We start from the raw sequence: 21,071 nt of genomic DNA, 5'->3' as shown, positions 1-21,071 counted from the left end.
CCCCGGCATCGGCCCCATCACCGCCAGAACCGACGGTGAATTCGAATGCAAACACGGCGATACCGTCTTCATCACACCAGATGATGCCAAAATCCACAGGTTCGATGACAAGGGCATCGCGATATGACGCCTTAAGTTCAGGCCTCGTCGATCCTGACACCGTTTCGGTCAAAAACATGAAGCCGTTCCTGCGGGAAACCGACCCGCATGGACTTGCCCGGCTGCAACAGCGCCCGATCAGACGAAAACAGCTTGAAGGGCAATCCATGCACGGTCAGGTGCAGGATGATGCCGAGACCCGTCGGCTCGACGAGATCGACGGTCGCCTCGACAGCACCATCCGCAGGCGAGACGGTGACATGTTCCGGCCGGATACCGAGTGTGACCGGCTCACCATCGGCAAGCTTCACGTCGCGGCCGAGTTCGAGGCGTGTGCCATCGCCGAGCACGACGAAACTACCGCCATTCTCACGCCCGAGCCGTCCTTCCAGAAAATTCATGCCCGGCGAACCGATAAAACCAGCGACGAACAGATTGGCTGGGCGATCGTAGAGATCGAGCGGTGCGCCGATCTGCTGCACATGGCCGGCATTCATCGCGACGATACGGGATGCTAGCGTCATCGCCTCGATCTGGTCATGGGTGACATAAACCGAGGTGGCGCCGAGATCAGCATGCATGCGCTTGATTTCGGCCCGCATCTGCTCGCGAAGCCGTGCATCGAGGTTGGAGAGTGGCTCATCGAACAGAAAAGCCTTAGGCTGGCGCACGATGGCCCTGCCCATGGCGACGCGCTGGCGCTGGCCGCCGGAAAGCGCTTTCGGACGGCGCGCCAGATAGGGATCGAGACCGAGTTTCGCCGAAGCACCGGCCACGGCCGCCGCGATTGTTTCCTTGGTGCTGCGGCGCAGGCGCAGGCTGTAGCTCATATTGTCGGCGACGCTCATATGCGGATAAAGCGCATAGGACTGGAACACCATGGCGATATCCCGGTCCTTCGGCTTGCGGTCGTTGACGCGCTCACCGTCGATGGTCAATTCGCCCGCTGAAATCTCCTCCAGACCGGCAATCATTCGCAGCAGTGTCGATTTTCCGCAGCCGGATGGGCCGACGAGGACGATGAATTCGCCGTCCTCGATCTTCAGATCGACCCCGTGCAGGACCGCAAGGTCGCCATAGGTCTTGCCGACATTCTTCAGCTCGATGGAAGCCATGGGATTATCCTTTCACCGCGCCGGCCGTCAGGCCCTGCACGAGATAACGTTGAATGAGCAGGAAGAAGAGACAGGCCGGAATGAGCGCCAGAACACCCGCCGCCATCATCTGCCCGAAATCGACGGAAAATTTTGAAACGAAGGTCAACAGCCCGACCGGGAATGTGGCGCTCTGGTTGCCCGAAATCAGCATCAGCGCAAACAGCAACTCGCTCCACGCGGCGGTGAAGACGAAGCCCAGCGTCGCAGCGATGCCCGGCAATGTCAGCGGCAGGATGATCTGGCGGAATGCCGTGAAGCGGCTTGCCCCGTCGATCATCGCCGCCTCTTCCAGATCCTTGGGAATACCGTCGAAGAATGACTGCATTAGGAAAGTGGCAAACGGCACGTTGAAGGCGGTGTAGACGATGACGAGACCCGTCAGGCTATTGGTGAGGCCGAGCGGCGACAGCATCTTGAAGATCGGCGCGACCAGCATGACCAGCGGAAACATCTGGGTAATCAGCATCAGCGCCACGATCCAGTATTTGCCCTTGAAGCGGAACCGCGACAGCGCATAACCGGACAGTGACGAGAGCACCGTAACGGCAAGTGCCGTGGAGCCGGCAACGATGACGCTGTTCTTAAAAAATGTCGGGAAGGCACTGTTTTCTATGACATATCGATAATGATCGAGCGTCGCGTGCGACGGCCACATTCGCACGCCTTCGCTATAAAGCAGGTCATTCGGCGTGACCGAGACCTTGAGCAGCCAGAACAGCGGAAACAGCGCAAAGACGATATAGGCGAGGATCGCCAGGCGATGGGCAAGGGTGAGGAATATCCTTGATGTCATCGGTCAGTCCTTCTCGATAAGGCGTTGGCGCAGGAGCACGATGAGCATGGAATAGGCCAGAAGCAGCACCAGAAGTACCAGCGCGATGGCCGAGGCATAACCGAAATCGAGCCGCCGGAAGGCCTGCGTGAAGATGTAGCTCGCAACGATCTGGGTGCGGTCTGCCGGTCCGCCATTGGTCATGACGATGATGAGATCGGCAAAATTGGCGATCCAGACGGTGCGCAGCAAAACGGTGATGGCGATGGTGGGTGCGAGAAATGGGAGGGTGATGGAGGTGAAGCGCTGCAACGGGTTTGCCCCGTCAATGGAAGCGGCCTCGTAAAGATCACGCGGGATCGCCTGAAGTGCGGCAAGCAATGTGATGGCGAAGAAAGGAATGCCCCACCAGACATTGGCGATGATCGGCCCCCACATGGCAAGCTGCGGATCGGCAAGAATATTGTTGGGCGCGGAGAGAAGCCCGAGCGAGACCATCCAGTGCGGCAGCGGTCCTATGACCGGATTGAACAGCCACGCCCAGTTGAGACCGGCAAGAAAGGTTGGCACGGCCCATGGAAGAAACACCAGCGCCTGGGCCAGCCCCCTGCCCGCGAACGGCTTGTCCAGCAGCAGCGCCAAAATGAGACCGAAGAAAAACTGCAGGAATACCGAAGCCCCCGTCCACCACAGCGTATTTTTCAGCGCCCGGTAAAAGGCCGCATCCTGCGACAGTGCCTCCAGATGTTTCAAGCCAACGAAACCGCCGGAAAAAGGATTGAGCAGCTGCACGTCACGAAACGCATAGGACAGGCCGAGCACCAGCGGCACCAGCATGACGGCAACAATGAGCACGAGAACCGGCGCACTATAGAGCCAGGGTTCGGCCCAGTCGGCAAAACGCTGCATTGCCGGCTTGCCGGCGCGGTTGCGCGCGGCCACGGGTCCGGCGCCATGGGCATAGGACATGATTGATCGCTCCTGATCGGACGGCGGGGCGGACAGGTTTTTCTAACGCTTCTGGCCAGCCGGTCCGCACGTTTTGAAATGGGGCCTGCCGTTTGTGACAGCCCGCAAGAACGGCCGCGCGGGTTCAAATCTCGCGCGGCCAACCGTGTGGTTTATTTGGAGGCGAGGAACTTCTGCTGCGCCTTCGTCATATAGTCAGCCCATTGCTTGGCGAGGTCTTCCGGTGAGATATCACCAAGAAGCGCTTCCTGCGATGTCTTGATAACAAGCGAATCCTTGAAGAATGCGAATTCCTCAAGATAGGTCGGCATCTTCGTCGGCACGGCGTTCTTGTCCGCCAGTTCGTCGAACCAGCCCTTGAACTGCTCGCTGGCGTAGAAGGGGTCCTTCTCCGCCGACTTGTGCACCGGCAGCGCACCCGTCTTCTTGTTCCACTCGATATTGCCTTCCGGCCCTTCCAGCGTCTCGACCAGTTTCCAGGAGAGGTCCTTGTTGGCGGATGCCGACATGATCGACCAGCCGGCGAAACCGATGGTCGGGAAGGTCTTGCCGTCAGGTCCCTTCGGCATGGTCATGACGCCGAAATCTTCCGGCTTCATGCGCTGGGCAATGGCGATAAGGGCGTCCGGATCCTGATCGAGGAAGGCGCAGGTGCCGGAATAAAAGCCCGCGACGATCTCGTTGAAGCCCCAGTTGACGCTGTCTTTCGGCGCCAACCCGTTCTTGTAGAGATCGATCACATAGGTCAGGCCCTTCACCCAGCCAGGGCTGTCAAAGGTGGAGGTGCCGTCCTTGGTGAAGAACTCGTTCGATCCCGCCATGGACGCGCCGAACATGACCCAGCCGTTAAGTCCGCCCGGCCCGCCACGCAGGCAATAACCGTATTTGCCGGGAAGTGCTGCGACCTTCTTGGAGGCATCGGCGAATTCGTCGAGCGTCTTCGGCGGCTCCTTCACGCCAGCCTGTTCCAGCAGTTTCTTGTTGTAGAACATGGCCCGGAGATAAAAGCCGTAGGGAAGCATATAGGCCGTGTTCTTCACATCACGGCCGAGTTCCAGCGTGCGTTCACTCAGACCCTTGGTGTATTCCCATTTGGCGAGGTAGGGTTCGAGACTTTCGAGCATGCCGTTATTGGCATAAAGCGAAAGCCAGGTGTCAGGCATTTCCATGACATCAGGCACATCTCCGGCGGAGACCATCGTGGCGAATTTCTGGAAGGCCTCGCTCCAGGGCAGCGAGATGATCTCCACCTTGGTGCCGGGATTGGCAGTTTCGAACTTCGAGACGATGCCCTTCAGCGTTTCCGTCCGTTCGGGACTTGTAATGACCTCGACCAGTTTCAAGGTCGTATCCGCCAGCGCCGTTCCGGTCATCAGGGCGGTAAAGATTGCTGCTGCTACCAGTTTTTTCATGTCGTTCTCCCCTTTTTGTCGTCAGTTTTGAGACGCGTCAGACGGCCGAGGCCGCCTTGATCGCGGGTTCGAGATCGTTCCAGAGCGCTTCTGTGCCCTCCAGTCCGACATGCAGGCGCACGGAACGCGCGCTGATGCCGAACGTGTGGGCGGAGTTTGGCTGCGCCTTCTGTTCAAGCACCACTTCACCCGGGACGATCAGGCTTTCATGCCCACCCCAGGAAACACCCAGTTTGAAAAGTTTGAGGCGGTCGGCAAAAGCGCGCACATCCACCCCTTCCTTGAAAATGAAGGAAAACAGGCCAGACGTACCGTTGAGGCCGGGCGGCAGGCGGTTCGCCAATCCAGGATGGCAAACCTTTTCCACCACATCGAGCGCCTGCAGGCGGCTGGCAATATCCAACGCCGATGCCTGATGCGCCCTCATGCGCAGCGGCAGGGTGCGCAAGCCGCGGATCAGCAACCACGCATCGAAGGGCGACATCTTGCCACCGAGATAGGGATAGGTCTCTGCACGAATGCGGTCGATCATTGCCTTTGAACCGGCAACCACGCCGGAGACCACATCGCTGTGCCCGCCGAGATACTTCGACGCCGAATGCACGACGAGATCGACACCGAGCGAGATCGGCTGCTGGAAGACAGGACTTGCCCAGGAATTATCGATGACGGTGACGGCGCCATGGCGCTTGCCGATCGCGGCGAGCGCACCGACATCATGGGCCTCCATCACCCAGCTGGTCGGGCTTTCCATGTAGAAGAGCTTCGCGCCGGGCATAGCCTTTTCAACCGCCGCCTCGTCGCGGCCGTCGACATAGACCACCTCGACATTCATGCGCTTCATGAAGGTGCCAAACAGGCGAAACGCATCGGGATAGACATGGCGCACCGCGACGATGCGGTCACCCGGCGAAACGAAGGAGAGAACGGTGGAGGAAATGGCCGACATGCCGCTGGCGAAGCCAAGCGCATCTTCCGCGCCCTCAAGCTTTGCCAGCATTTCCTCAAACATCCTGACGGTCGGGTTGAGCCCTCGCGTATAGACCGGCCGCACCTTTTCGCCGCGATAGGTGGAAACCATTTCGTCGTAGCTGGAAAAGGTGAAAAGCGAAGTCTGCACAAGCGGCGGGACCACAGCTTCGAAAGCGTGGGTCTCGTCATGGGCGACGATCAGAGAGGCGGGATCGAAGAGATCGTTGCCTTGGTTCATTTCGACATGTCCTTGATATCCTCCTCGACGACAGCGAGGATTTTCAGTGTTTCTTCACGGGCGGTCTCCGCATCGCCGGCGGCGATGGCGTTGAACAGCGTGCGGTGAAAAGGGAAGGAGCGGCTTGCAAAGTCCGGCCGGTCGAAAGGCTTCAGCCAGAAACGTTCGAAACCTTCGCGCATCTGCTCGAGCAGCTGCTTGAACAGCGAATTATGCGTGGCGTCATAGATGGAGAGGTGGAAGGCAAGGTCGGCCTTGCCGGACGTGCCTTCAGCCAGATGCACCCGCTCCATCTCATCGAGCCGCGCTTCCATCGTGGCGATATCCTCCACCGTGCGCCGGCGCGCCGCAGCCATCGAGGCCTCAACCTCGATGCCACGCCGGACTTCCAACGTCATCAACAACGCATCGCGCAGGCTTTCGGCATCGATGGAGATAGGCATATGCACGGTTGCGGCGGAAATCGGCTTAAGCAGATAATTGCCGCTGCCCTTGCGGCTGTCGATAACGCCCAGCGCCTGAAACTTACGGATGACCTCGCGAATGGTGGAACGGCCGACACCCAGCGCCACCATCAGCTCTCGCTCGGCCGGCAACCGATCTCCAGCCTTCAGTCCCGCCCTCTCGACGTAATCGGAGAGTGCCGCCTCGACCTGGCGCACACGGTCGCTGGGTGGAATAGGCTGCATTAGTTCGCGGCTGGATCTATCCAAGAGTTACCCTTTGAATTGGTCTGACATCTTACCATTTCAAACGGTTGATCGATTGTCAACGGGGAACGCAAGCAGCCTAAACAGGGAGATCACATCCCTGTTGAACCGCGTATTCCGGGAAAAATAGAAGGAAATTAGAGATTTGGGCGTTGGTAACGCTGGAGAAGGCTTACCGGCTGGGCAAAATTTGCGAGACGGCACAATCGACCGTGGGGCCTAGGACAGAAGGAAAAAACTTCTCCTCCGTCGCGCTCGGGCCTATCGCGAGCATCTGCCAGCTATTGATTTTACGATACGTGACTGGATCCCCGGAACGGGCCCGAGGATGACATCGAGTGTGGGGATACGTTAGTCAGGTGTCTGAGGGTGGCTGGTGCCACCCTCGCCCGTTTTGTCTTCTTACTGGCTAAGCACGGCCGCCTTGATGGTATCGATGTTGTGGTTGACCATATCGATATAGGTTGCGGCCGGGCCGTCGGCTGTCGAGAGCGCGTCGGAATAAAGCGTTCCGCCAACTTTCAGGCCGGTTTCCTTGGCAATCTGGTCCATCAACCGCTTGTCGGTGATGTTTTCGACGAAGATCGCCGAGGCGTTGTCGTGCTTGATCTGATCCACCAGCTTGGCGACGTCGGCGGCAGACGCTTCGGAATCCGTCGAGATACCTTCCGGCGCCAGGAATTCGAGACCATAGGCATGCTCGAAATAACCGAAGGCATCATGTGAGGTGATGATGTTGCGTTTTTCCGGCGGAATGGCGGCGATCTCGGTCTTCACCTTCTCGTTCAAAGCCGCGAGCTTGGCGATATAGGCCTGTGAATTGGCGGTGTAAGTTGCGCAACCGGCCTTGTCGACCTCGCAAAATGCGCCGGCGATGTTCTTCACGTATATTTCCGCATTCTTGATTGACTGCCAGGCATGCGGATCGAATTCACCGTGATTGTGTCCCTCATGGTCATGCGCTTCCTCTGCCTTGTGGTCGTGACCCGCCTCTTCCTCGGCTTCCGGATGTGCGTGACCGGCTGGCTCGTCGGAAATCCTGAGGGGTTTCACGCCCTTGGTCAGTTCCACCACCGGCGCCTTTGTGCCGCTGGTATCGATCAGCCGCTTCAGGAAGCCTTCGAATGCAAGGCCGTTCACCAGCACAACATCCGCCTTGCTGACAGCAACGGCGTCGGCCGGGCGCGGCTCGTAGACATGCGCGTCGCCGTCAGGTCCGACGATCGTGGTGATTTCGACGCGRTTGCCGCCGACATTCTTCGCGAAGTCGGCAATGATCGAGAAGCTGGCCACGACCTTGAGTTCAGCCGCAGAAGCCTGCGCCATCAGGACCGGGGAAAGGGAGAGAAGGCTTACGCAGGTAGCAAGACGTAGGGTTTGGAACATGAAGGGTTCTCCTTTTTTCAAACGCTGTTTTCAGGCCGTTCTGTGACGACCGGAACCGAGAAGATCGCGAAGCACACCGCGTGTGCCGACGACGATGGACAGGACATAGATGACGCCTGCGGACAGGATGATCGCCGGACCTGATGGCAACGACGCGTGATAGGACAGAAGCAGGCCTGCAAAACACGAGACCATGCCGATGCCGATCGAGATGAAGCACATTGGCGCGACGCGATTGGACCAGAAGCGGCTGGCGGCAGCGGGCAGCATCATCAGGCCAACCGAAAGCAGGGTTCCGAGCGCCTGAAACCCGCCGACCAGATTGAGGACGACGATGGCGAGGAAGAGGAAGTGCACGGGGCTCCCCCAGTTGCTGACCGAGCGCAGAAACAGGGGATCGAGGCATTCCGCCAGCAGCGCGCGCCAGAAAACCATCATCACCGTCAGCGTTACGACGCAGATACCGCCGATGAGGCCGAGCGCTYCATTGTTCAGTGCCAGCACCGTGCCGAAAAGCACATGCATGAGATCGACACTGGAGCCGCGCCAGGAGACGAGCAGCACGCCGAGCGCCAGAGAAATGAGGTAAAAGGCTGCAAGCGAGGCGTCCTCCTTCTGGATGGTGAAGCGCGAAACCGCACCGGCACCCAGTGCCACCAGAAGACCGACGACCAGCCCGCCGATGGTCATCGGCAAAATCTCCAACCCGTAAAACAGAAAGCCCACCGCCGCCCCCGGCAAAATGGCGTGCGACATGGCATCACCCGTCAGGCTCATGCGGCGCAGCATCAGAAACACCCCGACCGGCCCGCAACTGACAGCAAGGATCAAGGCACCGGCAAGCGCACGCTGCATGAAGACATACTGGATGAATGGCTCGATGAAGAAATCAGACATGGATATGCGAATGCGCCTGCGGGTGTTTGGGGAAATCCTGCGGCTTTTCCGCCAGGTCGGCGTTCACCGTCGCTGCTGCGGGTTCGCACCATGGGGCGTCGCCGTCCCATGCCTCGTGAAACCGTCGTGCCTGCTGCATCATTTCGGGCCTTAGAACCTCCCGTGTCGGGCCAAAGCCCACCAACCGTCTGGCAAGCAGAAGTGTTTGTGGAAAATGCTGACGCACCAGCTCGTAGTCATGAAGAACGGCCAGAACCGTGCGCCCCTCGGCAACCCATGCTTTGATCAGCACCATGAGGTCGGCGACGGTGCGCTCATCGACAGCGTTGAAGGGCTCATCCAGCAAAATCAGTTGCGCATCCTGCAACATGGCGCGGGCAAAAAGGGCGCGTTGCATCTGGCCGCCGGAGAGTGAATCGATATTGCGTTTTTCAAAGCCAGAAAGTCCGACCGCTTCCAGCACATGGGCCATGGCCGCCCGGTCCGACTGGCGATGGCGAGCGAGCAGGCCGCGTTTGGGCCAGAGACCAAGCGCGACCAGATCGCGCACCTGTGCCGGAAAGGAACGGTCGAGTTCAGACTGCTGCGGTAGATAGGCGACGGAAACGCCTGGAGTAACCCGGCATTCACCGCCAAGTGGCTTCAAAATGCCGGCGACGCCCTTCATCAGCGTCGATTTTCCCGACCCATTGGCGCCGATCACCGCCGTGAGCGACCCTTTGGCAATATCGCCATCCAGATGATGCACCGCCGCGCGGCCGGCATATCCGAGTGTCAGATTTTTAAAGGCAAGGCACGGATCGTTCATCGATCCCTCCGGGGCATGATGTCATTTGATGACCCCCTCATATGTAATGTTATTACATTCGTCAAACGAATATGTAATGAAATAACATTAACTATCGGAAAGGTAGGTTCCATCTCACATTGGACGAAACCTCCAGGATCACCTCGGGGGTATGGTCGTGCCAGGTTCTGGATTCCCGGGACAAGCCGAAGGAAGCATCCGGCAAGCAATTTTTCTAAAGCCAGTTGACACGCTGCGCTTATGTAATGTTATTACGTTACAAGCAACAAGCGATGTGACCACTAGCCCCGTCGTTCTCTACCGCAAGTCGTGACGACGATGACTCCCACGCTACCACCGCTAATAAAACGAGGCCCGCATGTCGAAAAAACTTCCCGTCACTGTCCTCTCCGGCTTTCTTGGTGCCGGAAAAACAACGCTTCTCAACCATATTCTCGCCAACCGCGACGGTCTGCGGGTCGCGTTGATCGTTAACGACATGAGCGAGATCAATATCGATGCGGCACTTGTGCGAGATGGCGGCGCCAATCTTTCGCGCACCGAGGAACAGCTTGTGGAAATGACCAATGGCTGCATCTGTTGCACGCTGCGCGACGACCTTCTGAATGAGGTACGCGCGCTCGCCGAGCAGGGCCGGTTTGATTATCTGCTGATCGAATCCACCGGCATTGCCGAGCCGCTGCCAGTGGCCGCCACTTTCGATTTTCGCGATGAAAACGGTCGCAGCCTTTCCGATGTCGCGCATCTGGACACGATGGTGACGGTGGTGGATGCCGCCAATCTTCTCAACGACTACGGTTCCTCTGACTTTCTTGCCGACCGTGGTGAGACGGCGGGCGAAGGGGACAACCGAACCATCGTAGACCTCCTGGTCGAGCAGATCGAATTTGCCGATGTCGTCGTCCTCAACAAGATCGGCACTGCCACGCCGGATGAGCGGGACGCCGCCCGCAAGATCATCGTCGGGCTGAACCCGGATGCGAAACTCATTGAGGCCGATTTCGGCAAGGTGGAACTGAAGGAGGTGCTGGGCACCGGCCGCTTCGATTTCGCCAAGGCCGAAGAACACCCGCTGTGGTTCAAGGAGTTGCACGGTTTCAAGGACCACATTCCCGAGACCGAGGAATATGGCATCCGCTCCTTCGTTTACCGCGCCAGGAAGCCTTTCGATCCCGTGCTGTTCCAACGTTTTATCGACCGCGCCTGGCCCGGTGTGGTGCGCGCCAAAGGCTTCTTCTGGCTGGCCACGCGGCCAGCTTATGTCGGGGAGATAAGCCAGGCCGGCGCACTGGTGCGCACCGGCAAGATGGGCCTTTGGTGGTCCGCCGTGCCGAGCGAGCAATGGCCGCGCGAGCAGCAGTTCCTCGACATGATGAAGCCCTATCTCGACCCGGTCTTTGGCGACCGCCGGCAGGAAATCGTCTTCATCGGTTCCGATCCCATGAGCGAAGCGCGCATCCGCGCGCAACTCGATGCGTGCCTGATCGACACAGATGCCTTCACCCCGGACGCATGGCGACACCTGCCCGACCCCTTCGCCAGCTGGGACCGGCAGGCGGCTTGATTGGTTCTCAACTCCGACCTTTTTGACGAGTGGATGCCTCTTTCGCCTTCTCCCCGTCGGGGAGAAGGTATCGGCAACGCAATTCAAAGAAAATTCAGCGTCACCAGCGTCAGCACGAGATAACGCCCAACCTTGGCAATGGTAACAAGCAGAAGAAAAACCGGCAGCGGCTCCTTCATGATGCCGGCCGCAACCGTCAGCGGATCGCCGATCAGCGGCGCCCAGCTGAGCAGCAGCGACCACTTGCCGTAACGCCTGTACCAGTTCTGGGCACGTTGCAGCGCGGCTTCCCCCACAGGAAACCACCGCCGATGCCGGAAGCGTTCGATGCCACGGCCGAGCAGCCAGTTGGCGAGGGATCCGGCGACATTGCCGGCACTGGCAACAGTAACCAACAGCCAGACCGGCTGGGACTTCAAAATAATCAGGCCGGCAAGTGCGGCCTCCGACTGCATGGGCAGGATGGTTGCCGCGACAAAAGCCGTCAGAAACAAACCCGCATATACCGCCAGATCGGCCATTCCGTACCCTTCACATTTAGCGAATCCCGCTGCTCCTGAAGTGCCGGATGACGGCACCTGTCGTCAAGCGCCACGGCGTTCGATACAGATGGCCTTACGGCGGATTGGCGGCGACGGATCTGACGATATCATCACGCTCTATATCCAGCAGCGCCTGGTGAACTGAGAATTGCCGGGTTTCGCCGGATGCGGACAAAACGAGGATTACCGTTTCCTTCGGCGGGCAATCCGGCTGTACGCAGGCAATCTCGTTGACGGAAACGATCTCGTCTTCGCGGAGGGCAAGCAGTTCCCGCGTCCAGTGTTTCACAAGACGGGCCTTAGAGACTATCGCAGAGCCGCTGCGTGCAAGCGGATTTGCTCTTGCCGTCATCGGAAAACCCTTCTTGCTGCCTGCGAGGCCAATGCCTCAAAAAGATCGCGGATCGGCTGCTGCGGCATATCCATGCCGATGAGGACAACACGTGTTGCACGGTTGCCATCCGGCCAGCTTTCCAGACGGCTCAGCGGATAAAGCCGGTGCTGCACGGCATGGGCGACCACTGGACGGTCCGGATCATCCGTCGCACCGAAAATTCCCTTGAGCCGCAGCAGGCCGGAATGCACGTTGCTGGTGACGAGTTCGAGAAAGGTGACGATCGCCTGCGGATCGAAAGCGCCTTCGAACGTCAAATCGAACGCCTCGACCCCCGCACCATGACGATTGATATCGTGCACGTGCGCCGCATGCAGGCTCAGCCTGTCGGCGGCAAGCCAACCCGTTACGTCTTCCGGCTTGTTACGCAAGGAATAATCCGCCGGCGCAAACAGCGACATCAGATTGAAGTCGCGCGCGTTGCGGTCATGCAGACGCGCGGCAGGATTGAGATCGGAGAGGCTCTCACAGCCCCTCGCCGCCCCGTCAGTGAGATCGGTTTTGGTCAAAACAATGTGATCGGCAAAGGCAAGCTGTTTCCAGCCCTCGATGAAACTGTCGAGCATCGCCTGGCCGGAGGTAATGTCGAAAACAGTAACGACACCGGAGAGATGAAAGTGGCGGGCGACGATATGGTCGCGCAGGCCGGCGGCAGGCGTACCACCGGGAATCAGGCTGTTGATGATCGGCGCAGGATCGGCAAGGCCAGTGGTTTCGATGACGACACGCGATATTTCCGGCACCAACCCTTCCAGAAAGGCCAGATGCAACTCGTAAAGCGAGGTGCGGATATCGCTGGTGGCGGTGCAGCAGATGCAGCCGGTCGTGGTCCTGAAATAACGCTCCGAACCGGTGCGGACCAAGCCGTGATCGATGGGCACCGAACCGAATTCGTTGACGATGACGGCGGCACCACGCATTTCCGGTTCGCTCAGAAGCTCGTTYAGAAGCGTGGTCTTGCCCGCCCCCAGAAAGCCGGTAAGCAGTGTGACAGGCACCGTTCCGGTGGATGGGGTGACGGACGAGATGTCTTCTGGTGCAACCGCCTTCTTCCGCTTCATTCCGAACACATCCGCACCTTCAAGCAGCAAATCTTGGAGAGATTTAATACGTAATGTAATAACATATCAATACTTCTTGTTAGAAATTGCTCTTGAACATGGCATCCGCAGACTGCTTCCGGTATCCCGTCCCGAGCCATGCCCACAAGCACACGAAAAAACCAAAGCGGACCCAAAATGGAATAATAAAACCGTTTCGTTCACTTTCGTTTTTTTCGTTCCACCATCTATTGCATTTTCATTAGAGTTCGCTTTAAATCAGGCCGCTAATACAGAAAAGCTCGCCCGCAGCTATATCGAGGAGGATAGGCTGCAATAAGGGGCTGTATCTTTTACTGTTTTTAAAATGGGAGGAATCGCCTTGAAAAAACTCAGCTACCGTCTTGCTGCGGCATCTGCGCTTTCGTTTTTTGTCACATCGAACGCATTCGCCGCGACGGAAATTCAGTGGTGGCATGCCATGACCGGCGCCAATAACGAGGTCGTGGACGCGCTCGCGAAAGAGTTCAACGATAGCCAGACAAACTACAAGATCATGCCCGTCTTCAAGGGCACCTATCCGGAAACCCTGAATGCCGGCATTGCGGCCTTCCGCGCCAAGCAGCCGCCGGCGATCATTCAGGTCTTCGACGCCGGTTCCGGCGTGATGATGGGTGCTGCCGGCGCAATCAAACCGGTGGCGGAAGTACTGAAGGAGGGCGGCTACACCTTCAACAAGGACGAATATCTGGCCGGCATCGTCGCCTATTATTCCAAGCCTGACGGCACCATGCTGTCCTTCCCCTATAATTCGTCCTCACCGATCCTGTATTACAACAAGGACACCTTCCAGAAGGCAGGCCTTGACCCGGCAAATCCGCCGAAGACCTGGCCGGAGGTTTTCGAAGCTGCCAAGAAGATCAAGACAAGCGGCGCTGCCCAATGCGGATTCACCTCAACATGGTTGACCTGGATCCAGACCGAAAACTTTGCCGCATGGAACAACGTCTCCTATGGCAGCAATGAAAACGGGCTGGGCGGCACCGATGTGAAGCTTGCCGTCAACGCGCCGCTCTTCGTCGAACACTTCCAGGCCATTGCCGACCTTGCGAAAGACGGCACCTTCCGTTACGGCGGGCGCACTTCGGAAGCCAAGCAGCTGTTCATGTCCGGCGAATGCGGCATCCTTACCGAATCCTCCGGCGGCCTTGGGGATATCATCAAGACCGGCATGAATTACGGTATCGGCCAGCTTCCCTATTACGAGGGTCATGGTCCGCAGAACACCATTCCCGGTGGCGCGAGCCTCTGGGTCTTCGGCGGCAAGAGCGATGCCGAATATAAAGGTGTGGCCGAGTTCTTCCATTTCCTTTCCCAGACCAAGATCCAGTCTCGTCTGCATCAGGTCTCCGGATACATGCCGGTAACGATCGCGGCCTATGAGGAAACCAAGAAATCCGGCTTCTATGACAAGAATCCCGGCCGCGAAACGCCACTTCTGCAGATGATGGGCAAGCCACCGACAGAAAACTCCAAGGGCGTGCGCCTCGTGAACCTGCCGCAGGTCCGCGACATCATGAACGAAGAGTTCGAGGCGATGCTGGCCGGCAAGCAGGACGCGAAATCCGCACTCGACAAGATTGTCACGCGCGGTGATGCGGCCATCAAGCAGGCAACCGGCAACTAAACGATCCCTGCCCCCGCCCGCATCCTCACCCGGTGCGGGCGGTATTCCCATTTCATCAGGAGATCGCCGTGCAAAGCGTCGTATTCCCCAACAAGATCCTGCCCTATCTGCTGGTCGCGCCACAGATCATCCTGACGGTGATCTTTTTCTTCTGGCCCGCAAGTCAGGCGCTCTACCAGTCGACCATGCGCGAGGATGCCTTCGGGCTGAACAGCAATTTCGTCGGGCTGGCCAATTTTTCCGCCGTACTTTCGGATGAAAGCTATCTGAACGCGCTGCACGTCACGGTCATTTTCAGCGTCCTGACCGCACTCGTCTCGATGGGGCTGGCATTGCTTCTGGCAACGGCGGCAGACCGCGTGGTGCGCGGCAAGGGTTTTTACCGCACCATGATGATCATGCCCTATGCTGTGGCACCCGCCGTCGCTGGCATGCTCTGGCTGTTCATGTTCAATCCGGCCATGGGAACCTTCTCCTATATCCTGCGCCGCAACGGCATCATGTGGGACCCGCTGCTCAACGGCAATCAGGCCATGCTGCTCGTGGTCGCAGCCGCCGCATGGAAGCAGATCAGCTACAATTTCCTGTTTTTTGTCGCAGGCTTGCAGGCAATTCCGAAATCATTGCTGGAGGCGGCCTCCATTGACGGCGCACGCGGTTCGCGGCGCTTCTGGACCATCGTTTTCCCGCTGCTGGCGCCGACAACATTCTTCCTGCTGGTCGTCAACACCGTCTATGCCTTCTTCGATACGTTCGGCATCATCCACGCAGTTACTGGCGGCGGCCCTGCCAAGGCGACAGAAACACTGGTCTACAAGGTCTACAATGATGGCTTCGTTAACCTGAACCTCGGCTCTTCCGCCGCGCAATCCGTCATCCTGATGGTGATCGTCATTGCGTTGACCGCCTTCCAGTTCCGCTTCGTCGAGAAGCGCGTGCACTACGGCTGAGGATTTCCTGATGATTGAAAATCGCCCGGTCGCCCGCGTGATCGCCCATCTGATGCTGGTTCTCGGCATCATCATCGTGGCCTTCCCGATCTACTACACCTTCATCGCGTCATCCATGACGTCGAATGACATCATTCGCCCACCGATGTCGCTGCTGCCCGGCGACCATCTTGGTGAAAACTATACAGATGCCATGGTCGGCGGCGTCGAAAGAGTGGTCGGCGTCAGCCTTGAACGGCTGCTGTTCAACAGCTTCGTGGTGGCGCTCGCCATTGCCATCGGCAAGATCGTCATTTCTTTCCTGTCGGCTTTCGCAATCGTATTTTTCCGTTTTCCATTTCGCATGGGCTTCTTCTGGATGATCTTCATCACGCTCATGCTGCCGGTCGAGGTGCGCATCCTGCCCACATACAAGGTCATCGTCGACCTCGGGCTTATCGATACCTATGCGGGACTGACGCTTCCGCTGATGGCGTCCGCGACGGCGACGTTCCTGTTCCGGCAGTTTTTCCTGACCATTCCCGGCGAAATGGTCGAGGCGGCTCGTATCGACAATGCAGGGCCGTTCCGCTTCATGCGCGATATTCTGCTGCCGCTGTCGAAAACCAATATCGCCGCTCTCTTCGTGATCCTGTTCATCTATGGCTGGACCCAGTATCTCTGGCCGCTGCTCGTGACCAACGACGCCAAGATGAACACGATCATCATCGGCCTCAAGCGCATGGTGGATTTCACCGACGCTTCGACGCCCTGGAATTATGTGATGGTGACGGCGATCCTCGCCATCATCCCCCCGATTATCGTTGTGGTGCTGATGCAGCGCTGGTTCGTCAAAGGTTTGGTGGAGACCGAGAAGTAATGGCAAAAATTGCGCTGAAAGACGTCCGCAAGGTTTACGGCGGCAATGTCGACGCCATCAAGGGCGTATCGATGGATATAGCMGATGGCGAGATGATCGTATTGGTCGGCCCCTCCGGCTGCGGAAAATCAACATTGCTGCGCATGATCGCCGGGCTGGAAAGCATATCGGGCGGTGAGATCGTCATCGGCGACCGCGTCGTCAACGATCTCGAACCGTCAGACCGAGATATTGCCATGGTGTTCCAGAACTACGCGCTTTACCCGCATATGACAGTGCGGCAGAACCTCGCCTATGGCCTCAAGAACCGCAACACGCCGAAGGACGAGATCGACCGGCGTATCACCGAGGCAGCCAAGGCGCTGGAAATCGAACAATATCTGGAGCGCAGGCCGCGCCAGCTCTCGGGTGGCCAGCGCCAGCGCGTGGCGATGGGCCGTGCCATCGTGCGCAAGCCCGCCGCATTCCTGTTCGATGAGCCGCTGTCCAACCTCGATGCCAAGCTGCGCGTGCAGATGCGCGTCGAAATCCGCCGCCTGCAACGTTCTCTCGCCACCACCAGCGTCTACGTAACCCATGATCAGATGGAAGCCATGACGCTGGCCGACCGCCTCGTGGTGCTGAATGCCGGCCGCATCGAGCAGATCGGCACTCCGATCGAGCTTTACGAAAAACCGGCCACCACCTTCGTCGCCACCTTCATCGGTTCGCCCTCCATGAACCTCCTGCCCTACGGCACCCCATCGGCTAACGGTGCATCCGGGTGGTCGGTGAATGGATCAGGCGCGCTGCCGCAAACCACCGCAACACTGGGCATCCGTCCGGAAGACATCACGCTCGCGGAAACAGAAGCTCCCGATGCCGCTTTCACTGGCACCGTGCGGGTGGACGCCGTGGAACTGGTGGGCGCGGAAAGCTACGTGCATGGCTCCTTCACAGACGGCACCACCATCGTCTTCCGCGTTCCCGGCCGCTCGCAGCTTGGTATCGGCGAGAACCTGCGGATTGCCGCCCAGACGAAGGACTTCCATCTGTTCGATGCGGCGGGGAAGCGGATTTAGGGTCTTACGAAGGACAAGGAGACACCCGCCTCTCGGCGGGTGCTCGGACTACCAGACCAGCTCAACCTGTGGCCTACCGTTGGAGGTTTTCTCCACCGTGCGTCCGGACGTATCGATATTGCAGTGGATACGCTGCCTGAAAGCCGAGAAGCTTTCGAAGGTCACCACATCCACGGGATCGTCGAGATGCAGGGTCAGCCGGTAGCGTTCCGGGTCGCCGCCTAGCGTTTGCACGCCCAGAACGGAGGCCACGAAGGGCTGGCCTAGATAGAGGCCTTCCACCCGCGAACCAAGAAGATAGGGATTGAATGCGGGACGGTTTCCCGCCGTGGCATGCAGGGTGTTCCAGTCGCGGAAGCCATATTGCGCGGCGATGAGTTCAAGCGCCTTTGAATGGGTGATTGCCTGCCCCTGCCCTTCAAGGGCGGCGCGCAGCCGTTTTGCCTGCTCTTTCAATCCCTCAAGCGCGGGAAGCGGTTTGGACACGTTCATAACGGTTCTCCAACATGCGCATGCCGTATTTTTCCGAAGGGGTCCGCGTTGCCATCGACGACATGCAAAACATGGGGATGACCGTTATTCCAAAAAGAGCTTCACCAAGGGCGTAAACGCCTGCGGACGGCCGGGGCTCTTCTGCCCGTGGCCGTCCATATAGCTCAGAAAGCGCCGCCCGTCAAAGGCAGCGACGGCGCGAGGCCAAGGGGTCAGAAGCGATAGGTGATACCCGCACCGATCAACCAGGGATCGAGTTTCGCTTTGCCACTGATTGGCGTGCCGCCAAGTTCTGCGGTCCAGTCGGTCTTCAGGAAAATCTTCTTCACGTCGAAGTTCACGCCCCAATGTTCGTCCAGCATATAGTCGAAACCCACCTGCACGGCCGCGCCGAACTTGTTCTTGACATCAAGATTGCTGAAGCCGGGTTTTTCGGACTGGTTGTAGAACATCGAATAGTTCACGCCCGCGCCGATATAGGGCTTGAAGGCGCCGAAATCAGTAAAGTGATATTGCAGGGTCAGCGTCGGCGGCAGCAACCATGTCTTGCCCACCGGCGTGCCGGCCAGCACACCCTCGCCGTTGATCTTGGCGTATGTGGTGCCGAGGATGAGTTCGGCAGCGATATTCGGGGTGAAGAAATAGCTGATGTCGAGTTCAGGAATGACCGTATCCGAATAGGAGAGACCTGCACCCGGCACACCGTCAACGCTGCCGCTGTCATGGGTAATGACCCCGAGACCACGCACGCGCAGCATCCATGGGCTCGCCGCCGCAATCGCCTCTTCAGCGGTGGGGGCTGGTGCCGGCGGGGCCAGATCTGCCGCCATCGCGTTGGCCGACATCAGCATCGCCGCGACGCTCACCGTCACACTGGCAAGCAAGGCGGTTTTTTTCTTCCTGTTCGTCATTCCATCTCTCCTATCGCGCGCCGCAGCCGGGCAAGCCCGGGAAACCGGCTGATGGCGGCGGGCATTCGCGAATCCTCGCTTGCCGCAGCCGCTACGGCCACTATCGCCAAGGGAGAGGTGAGCGGATTGAGATGGATCAAACCGAAAGGCGAACGATAAGCCAGGGCAGCTAGCCGGTGCTTGGTGTGACAAATACGCAACGGATAGCCATGACAACGGTCAAAATAGCGGGCCCGGCAGTCGGAAGTTGGCCTGTTTCACAAGCCTTCTCCTTTGCAATCTCAGGCGGCCTGCGGTGCCAAAGTCGCGGAACCAGGCTTTTTGAGAAGCAGTACCGAGACAGCAGCGATCATGCACATCACGCCGGCAATCTGCAGTGCGGGCATGTATGTGTCGAAGTCGCTCTTGAAGAAACCTGCGCCAAAGGCAGCGGTGGCGGCCCCCAACTGATGCCCCGCAAACACCCAGCCGAAAACCAGGCCCGCTTTTTCGCGGCCGAAACTCTCAGCGGCAAGCTTCACCGTTGGCGGCACGGTTGCCACCCAGTCCAGCCCGTAAAACACGGCGAAGACCGAAAGCTCCACGAAGCTGAAGCCCGAGAAGGAGAGATAGATCAGGGACAGCCCGCGCAGACCGTAAAACCAGAAGAGCAGGAAGCGATTGTCGAAACGGTCAGAGAGCCAGCCGGCAAAAATGGTGCCGAAGAAATCGAAAATGCCGATCACCGCCAGCGTGCCGGCCGCCGTGACCGCCGCCATACCGAAATCACCGCAAATGGAAATCCAGTGTGTCTGGATAAGGCCGTTGGTGGAAAGTCCACAGACGAAGAACGTTCCGAAAAGCACCCAGAAAACCGGGTTTCCGGACACGCTCTTCAACGTCAGTATCGGGGATGCCAGTGTTGCAAGAAACTTGTGGTCCTGTTTCGGCGGTTTTACCACCACCGTCTCGCCATAGGCTGGCAGGCCGACWTCGGCGGGATGGTCACGCATCAAGAGCAGCACGAGAATCATGGCGATCGCAATCACCGCAACGGATAGCGTCAGCGCGGTGCGCCAGCCATAGGCCTCCGTCAGTGCCGCGAGCAAAGGCAGAAAAACCAGCTGGCCGGTAGCGTTACTGGCCGTCATCAGGCCGATCACCAGTCCCCGGCGCTTTGAAAACCAGCGCGATGCCACGGTCGCGCCCAGCACCAGTGCCGTCATGCCGGTGCCAACACCGATCACCACGCCCCATAACAGCAACAGCTGCCACACCTCAGTCATGAAGAACGAGGCGACGATGCCGCCCATGATCAGCGCAAGGGCCGTCGACACGACCTGGCGAATACCGAAATGGTTCATGAAGGCAGCGGCAAAGGGCCCGAGCAGGCCGAAGAGCACCAGCCTGACCGCCATGGCAGATGAAATATCGGCAATATCCCAGCCGAACTCCTGATGCAGCGGCTGGATCATCACCCCGGCCGATCCCATCGCGCCGGCGGTTGCCAGCATCGTCAAAAAGGTGGTTGCGGCAACAAGCCAGCCATAATGTATGTTTCTGTTGGCCATCCAGCTGGCAAGGCGTGTGGAGAGCATGTTCAAAATCCCTTTCCAGCGGCCAGCGGCCGAAATTTTACGGGTATATACCCTATATTGCGGGCAGATACCCGTTTTATCATCAAAAAAATTACAGGGCTGCGAGTAGTTCCTGCAATTGAGCGGTCTTTTCCGGGCCAAGCCTGGCCTCGATTTCGTCCTGTACTCCGTCCCAGAGGGGCGCGCCTGTTTTCAGTATCTCCTGCCCCTGCTCCGTCACGGTCAGCATCGCTTCGCGCTGATCCTCGCCATGGCCGATGGCCACCAGCCCCATCCGGGCCAGCACCTTGGTATTGCGGCCAACGGTAGAGCGGTCCAGTTCCACCCGCGCGGCGAGATCGGTGAGCGACACCGGCGCCATGCGGTTGATGTTCCGCAACAGGCTGAACTGGCCGATATTGACGCCAAGCGGCGCCAGCGCCTCATCGTAGTAGGACGAGACCTTACGGGATGCTTTGCGCAGCAGGATGCAGTGACAACTATCGTTTGGCATTTTCCGGGTATATACCCGCAAAATGCCAAATGCAAGAGGCACTATAAGATCATGCAGGGACAATGACCGACTACAGCGCCG

The 21,071-nt window shown here is 58.6% G+C and carries 21 protein-coding genes and 1 pseudogene; 6 read left to right on the top strand and 16 right to left on the bottom strand.

Features of this window, described 5'->3' with window-relative positions:
• Positions 1-127 (top strand): annotated as a pseudogene (locus AB4Z23_RS23930) (sugar ABC transporter ATP-binding protein); the annotation flags it as partial.
• Between the two features lie 10 nt (positions 128-137).
• On the opposite strand, the gene AB4Z23_RS23925 reads toward AB4Z23_RS23930, so the two are convergent.
• The 9 genes from AB4Z23_RS23925 to aztA all read right to left on the bottom strand — a co-directional run bounded on the left by AB4Z23_RS23925 (position 138) and on the right by aztA (position 9,420).
• Positions 138-1,214 carry an ABC transporter ATP-binding protein gene (locus AB4Z23_RS23925; RefSeq protein ID WP_025595914.1) on the bottom strand — a complete coding sequence of 359 codons (1,077 nt, stop codon included), beginning with the start codon at positions 1,212-1,214 and terminating at the stop codon, positions 138-140.
• A gap of 4 nt (positions 1,215-1,218) precedes the next feature.
• Positions 1,219-2,049, bottom strand: coding sequence for a carbohydrate ABC transporter permease (locus AB4Z23_RS23920; protein ID WP_003510396.1), 831 nt, complete (start codon positions 2,047-2,049; stop codon positions 1,219-1,221).
• A gap of 3 nt (positions 2,050-2,052) precedes the next feature.
• Positions 2,053-2,997, bottom strand: coding sequence for a carbohydrate ABC transporter permease (locus tag AB4Z23_RS23915; protein WP_003510618.1), 945 nt, complete (start codon positions 2,995-2,997; stop codon positions 2,053-2,055).
• Positions 2,998-3,149: 152 nt separating this feature from the next.
• On the bottom strand, positions 3,150-4,409 hold the full coding sequence (locus tag AB4Z23_RS23910; protein WP_003510621.1) for an ABC transporter substrate-binding protein: 1,260 nt from the start codon (positions 4,407-4,409) through the stop codon (positions 3,150-3,152).
• Positions 4,410-4,446: 37 nt separating this feature from the next.
• Positions 4,447-5,619, bottom strand: a complete 1,173-nt coding sequence (locus AB4Z23_RS23905) for a PLP-dependent transferase (protein ID WP_003510623.1) — start codon at positions 5,617-5,619, stop codon at positions 4,447-4,449.
• Complete coding sequence (locus AB4Z23_RS23900; RefSeq protein ID WP_003510624.1) at positions 5,616-6,308, bottom strand: FadR/GntR family transcriptional regulator; 693 nt, start codon at positions 6,306-6,308, stop codon at positions 5,616-5,618. Before AB4Z23_RS23900 ends, AB4Z23_RS23905 begins: the two co-directional genes overlap by 4 nt.
• A 423-nt stretch (positions 6,309-6,731) precedes the next feature.
• Complete coding sequence (gene aztC, locus AB4Z23_RS23895) at positions 6,732-7,715, bottom strand: zinc ABC transporter substrate-binding protein AztC (RefSeq protein WP_065661668.1); 984 nt, start codon at positions 7,713-7,715, stop codon at positions 6,732-6,734.
• Between the two features lie 30 nt (positions 7,716-7,745).
• Positions 7,746-8,612, bottom strand: coding sequence for a zinc ABC transporter permease AztB (gene aztB, locus AB4Z23_RS23890; protein ID WP_441360856.1), 867 nt, complete (start codon positions 8,610-8,612; stop codon positions 7,746-7,748).
• Positions 8,605-9,420: a zinc ABC transporter ATP-binding protein AztA gene (gene aztA, locus AB4Z23_RS23885; protein WP_076845920.1), complete on the bottom strand. Its 816-nt coding sequence runs from the start codon at positions 9,418-9,420 to the stop codon at positions 8,605-8,607. Before aztA ends, aztB begins: the two co-directional genes overlap by 8 nt.
• Before the next feature lie 358 nt (positions 9,421-9,778).
• Between aztA and zigA the strand changes: the two genes are divergently transcribed.
• The gene (gene zigA / locus AB4Z23_RS23880) at positions 9,779-10,984 is read left to right on the top strand and encodes a zinc metallochaperone GTPase ZigA (protein ID WP_003510636.1); all 1,206 of its coding nucleotides are present in this window, start codon (positions 9,779-9,781) and stop codon (positions 10,982-10,984) included.
• 83 nt (positions 10,985-11,067) lie between these two features.
• Here the strand turns inward: zigA and AB4Z23_RS23875 are convergent, their stop codons facing one another.
• From AB4Z23_RS23875 to AB4Z23_RS23865, 3 genes are all read right to left on the bottom strand, one after another.
• On the bottom strand, positions 11,068-11,505 hold the full coding sequence (locus AB4Z23_RS23875; RefSeq protein WP_076845918.1) for a YqaA family protein: 438 nt from the start codon (positions 11,503-11,505) through the stop codon (positions 11,068-11,070).
• Positions 11,506-11,599: 94 nt separating this feature from the next.
• Entirely contained in the window at positions 11,600-11,878 is a 279-nt protein-coding gene (locus tag AB4Z23_RS23870; protein WP_076845917.1) for a hypothetical protein, read from the bottom strand.
• On the bottom strand, positions 11,875-12,981 hold the full coding sequence (locus AB4Z23_RS23865) for a CobW family GTP-binding protein (RefSeq protein ID WP_413373138.1): 1,107 nt from the start codon (positions 12,979-12,981) through the stop codon (positions 11,875-11,877). Before AB4Z23_RS23865 ends, AB4Z23_RS23870 begins: the two co-directional genes overlap by 4 nt.
• A gap of 355 nt (positions 12,982-13,336) precedes the next feature.
• Here AB4Z23_RS23865 and ugpB point away from each other — a divergent pair, with 355 nt between their 5' ends.
• The 4 genes from ugpB (at position 13,337) to AB4Z23_RS23845 (ending at position 17,517) form a co-directional block, all read left to right on the top strand.
• Positions 13,337-14,647, top strand: coding sequence for a sn-glycerol-3-phosphate ABC transporter substrate-binding protein UgpB (gene ugpB / locus AB4Z23_RS23860; RefSeq protein WP_025595901.1), 1,311 nt, complete (start codon positions 13,337-13,339; stop codon positions 14,645-14,647).
• Positions 14,648-14,715: 68 nt separating this feature from the next.
• Entirely contained in the window at positions 14,716-15,597 is an 882-nt protein-coding gene (gene ugpA / locus AB4Z23_RS23855; protein WP_003510646.1) for a sn-glycerol-3-phosphate ABC transporter permease UgpA, read from the top strand.
• A gap of 10 nt (positions 15,598-15,607) precedes the next feature.
• Positions 15,608-16,456 (top strand): sn-glycerol-3-phosphate ABC transporter permease UgpE, encoded by an 849-nt coding sequence (gene ugpE, locus AB4Z23_RS23850; RefSeq protein ID WP_003510648.1) that lies wholly within the window; start codon positions 15,608-15,610, stop codon positions 16,454-16,456.
• Positions 16,456-17,517, top strand: a complete 1,062-nt coding sequence (locus AB4Z23_RS23845) for a sn-glycerol-3-phosphate import ATP-binding protein UgpC (RefSeq protein ID WP_013761452.1) — start codon at positions 16,456-16,458, stop codon at positions 17,515-17,517. Before ugpE ends, AB4Z23_RS23845 begins: the two co-directional genes overlap by 1 nt.
• A gap of 48 nt (positions 17,518-17,565) precedes the next feature.
• Here AB4Z23_RS23845 and AB4Z23_RS23840 read toward each other — a convergent pair whose 3' ends face one another.
• The 4 genes from AB4Z23_RS23840 to AB4Z23_RS23825 all read right to left on the bottom strand — a co-directional run bounded on the left by AB4Z23_RS23840 (position 17,566) and on the right by AB4Z23_RS23825 (position 20,990).
• Positions 17,566-18,009, bottom strand: a complete 444-nt coding sequence (locus AB4Z23_RS23840) for a glyoxalase superfamily protein (RefSeq protein WP_003510652.1) — start codon at positions 18,007-18,009, stop codon at positions 17,566-17,568.
• Positions 18,010-18,221: 212 nt separating this feature from the next.
• Positions 18,222-18,920, bottom strand: coding sequence for an OmpW/AlkL family protein (locus AB4Z23_RS23835; protein WP_019564584.1), 699 nt, complete (start codon positions 18,918-18,920; stop codon positions 18,222-18,224).
• A 281-nt stretch (positions 18,921-19,201) separates the two neighbouring features.
• Positions 19,202-20,497, bottom strand: coding sequence for an MFS transporter (locus tag AB4Z23_RS23830; protein WP_441360855.1), 1,296 nt, complete (start codon positions 20,495-20,497; stop codon positions 19,202-19,204).
• 91 nt (positions 20,498-20,588) lie between these two features.
• Positions 20,589-20,990 (bottom strand): MarR family winged helix-turn-helix transcriptional regulator, encoded by a 402-nt coding sequence (locus AB4Z23_RS23825; RefSeq protein ID WP_003510658.1) that lies wholly within the window; start codon positions 20,988-20,990, stop codon positions 20,589-20,591.
• Positions 20,991-21,071 lie beyond the last annotated feature (81 nt).

Source organism: Agrobacterium sp. MCAB5 (genome assembly GCF_052114365.1).
GTDB classification, from domain to species: Bacteria; Pseudomonadota; Alphaproteobacteria; order Rhizobiales; family Rhizobiaceae; genus Agrobacterium; species Agrobacterium tumefaciens.
Note: the sequence above shows the minus strand (reverse complement) of the source record. Positions and strands in the feature narration are given on the sequence as shown.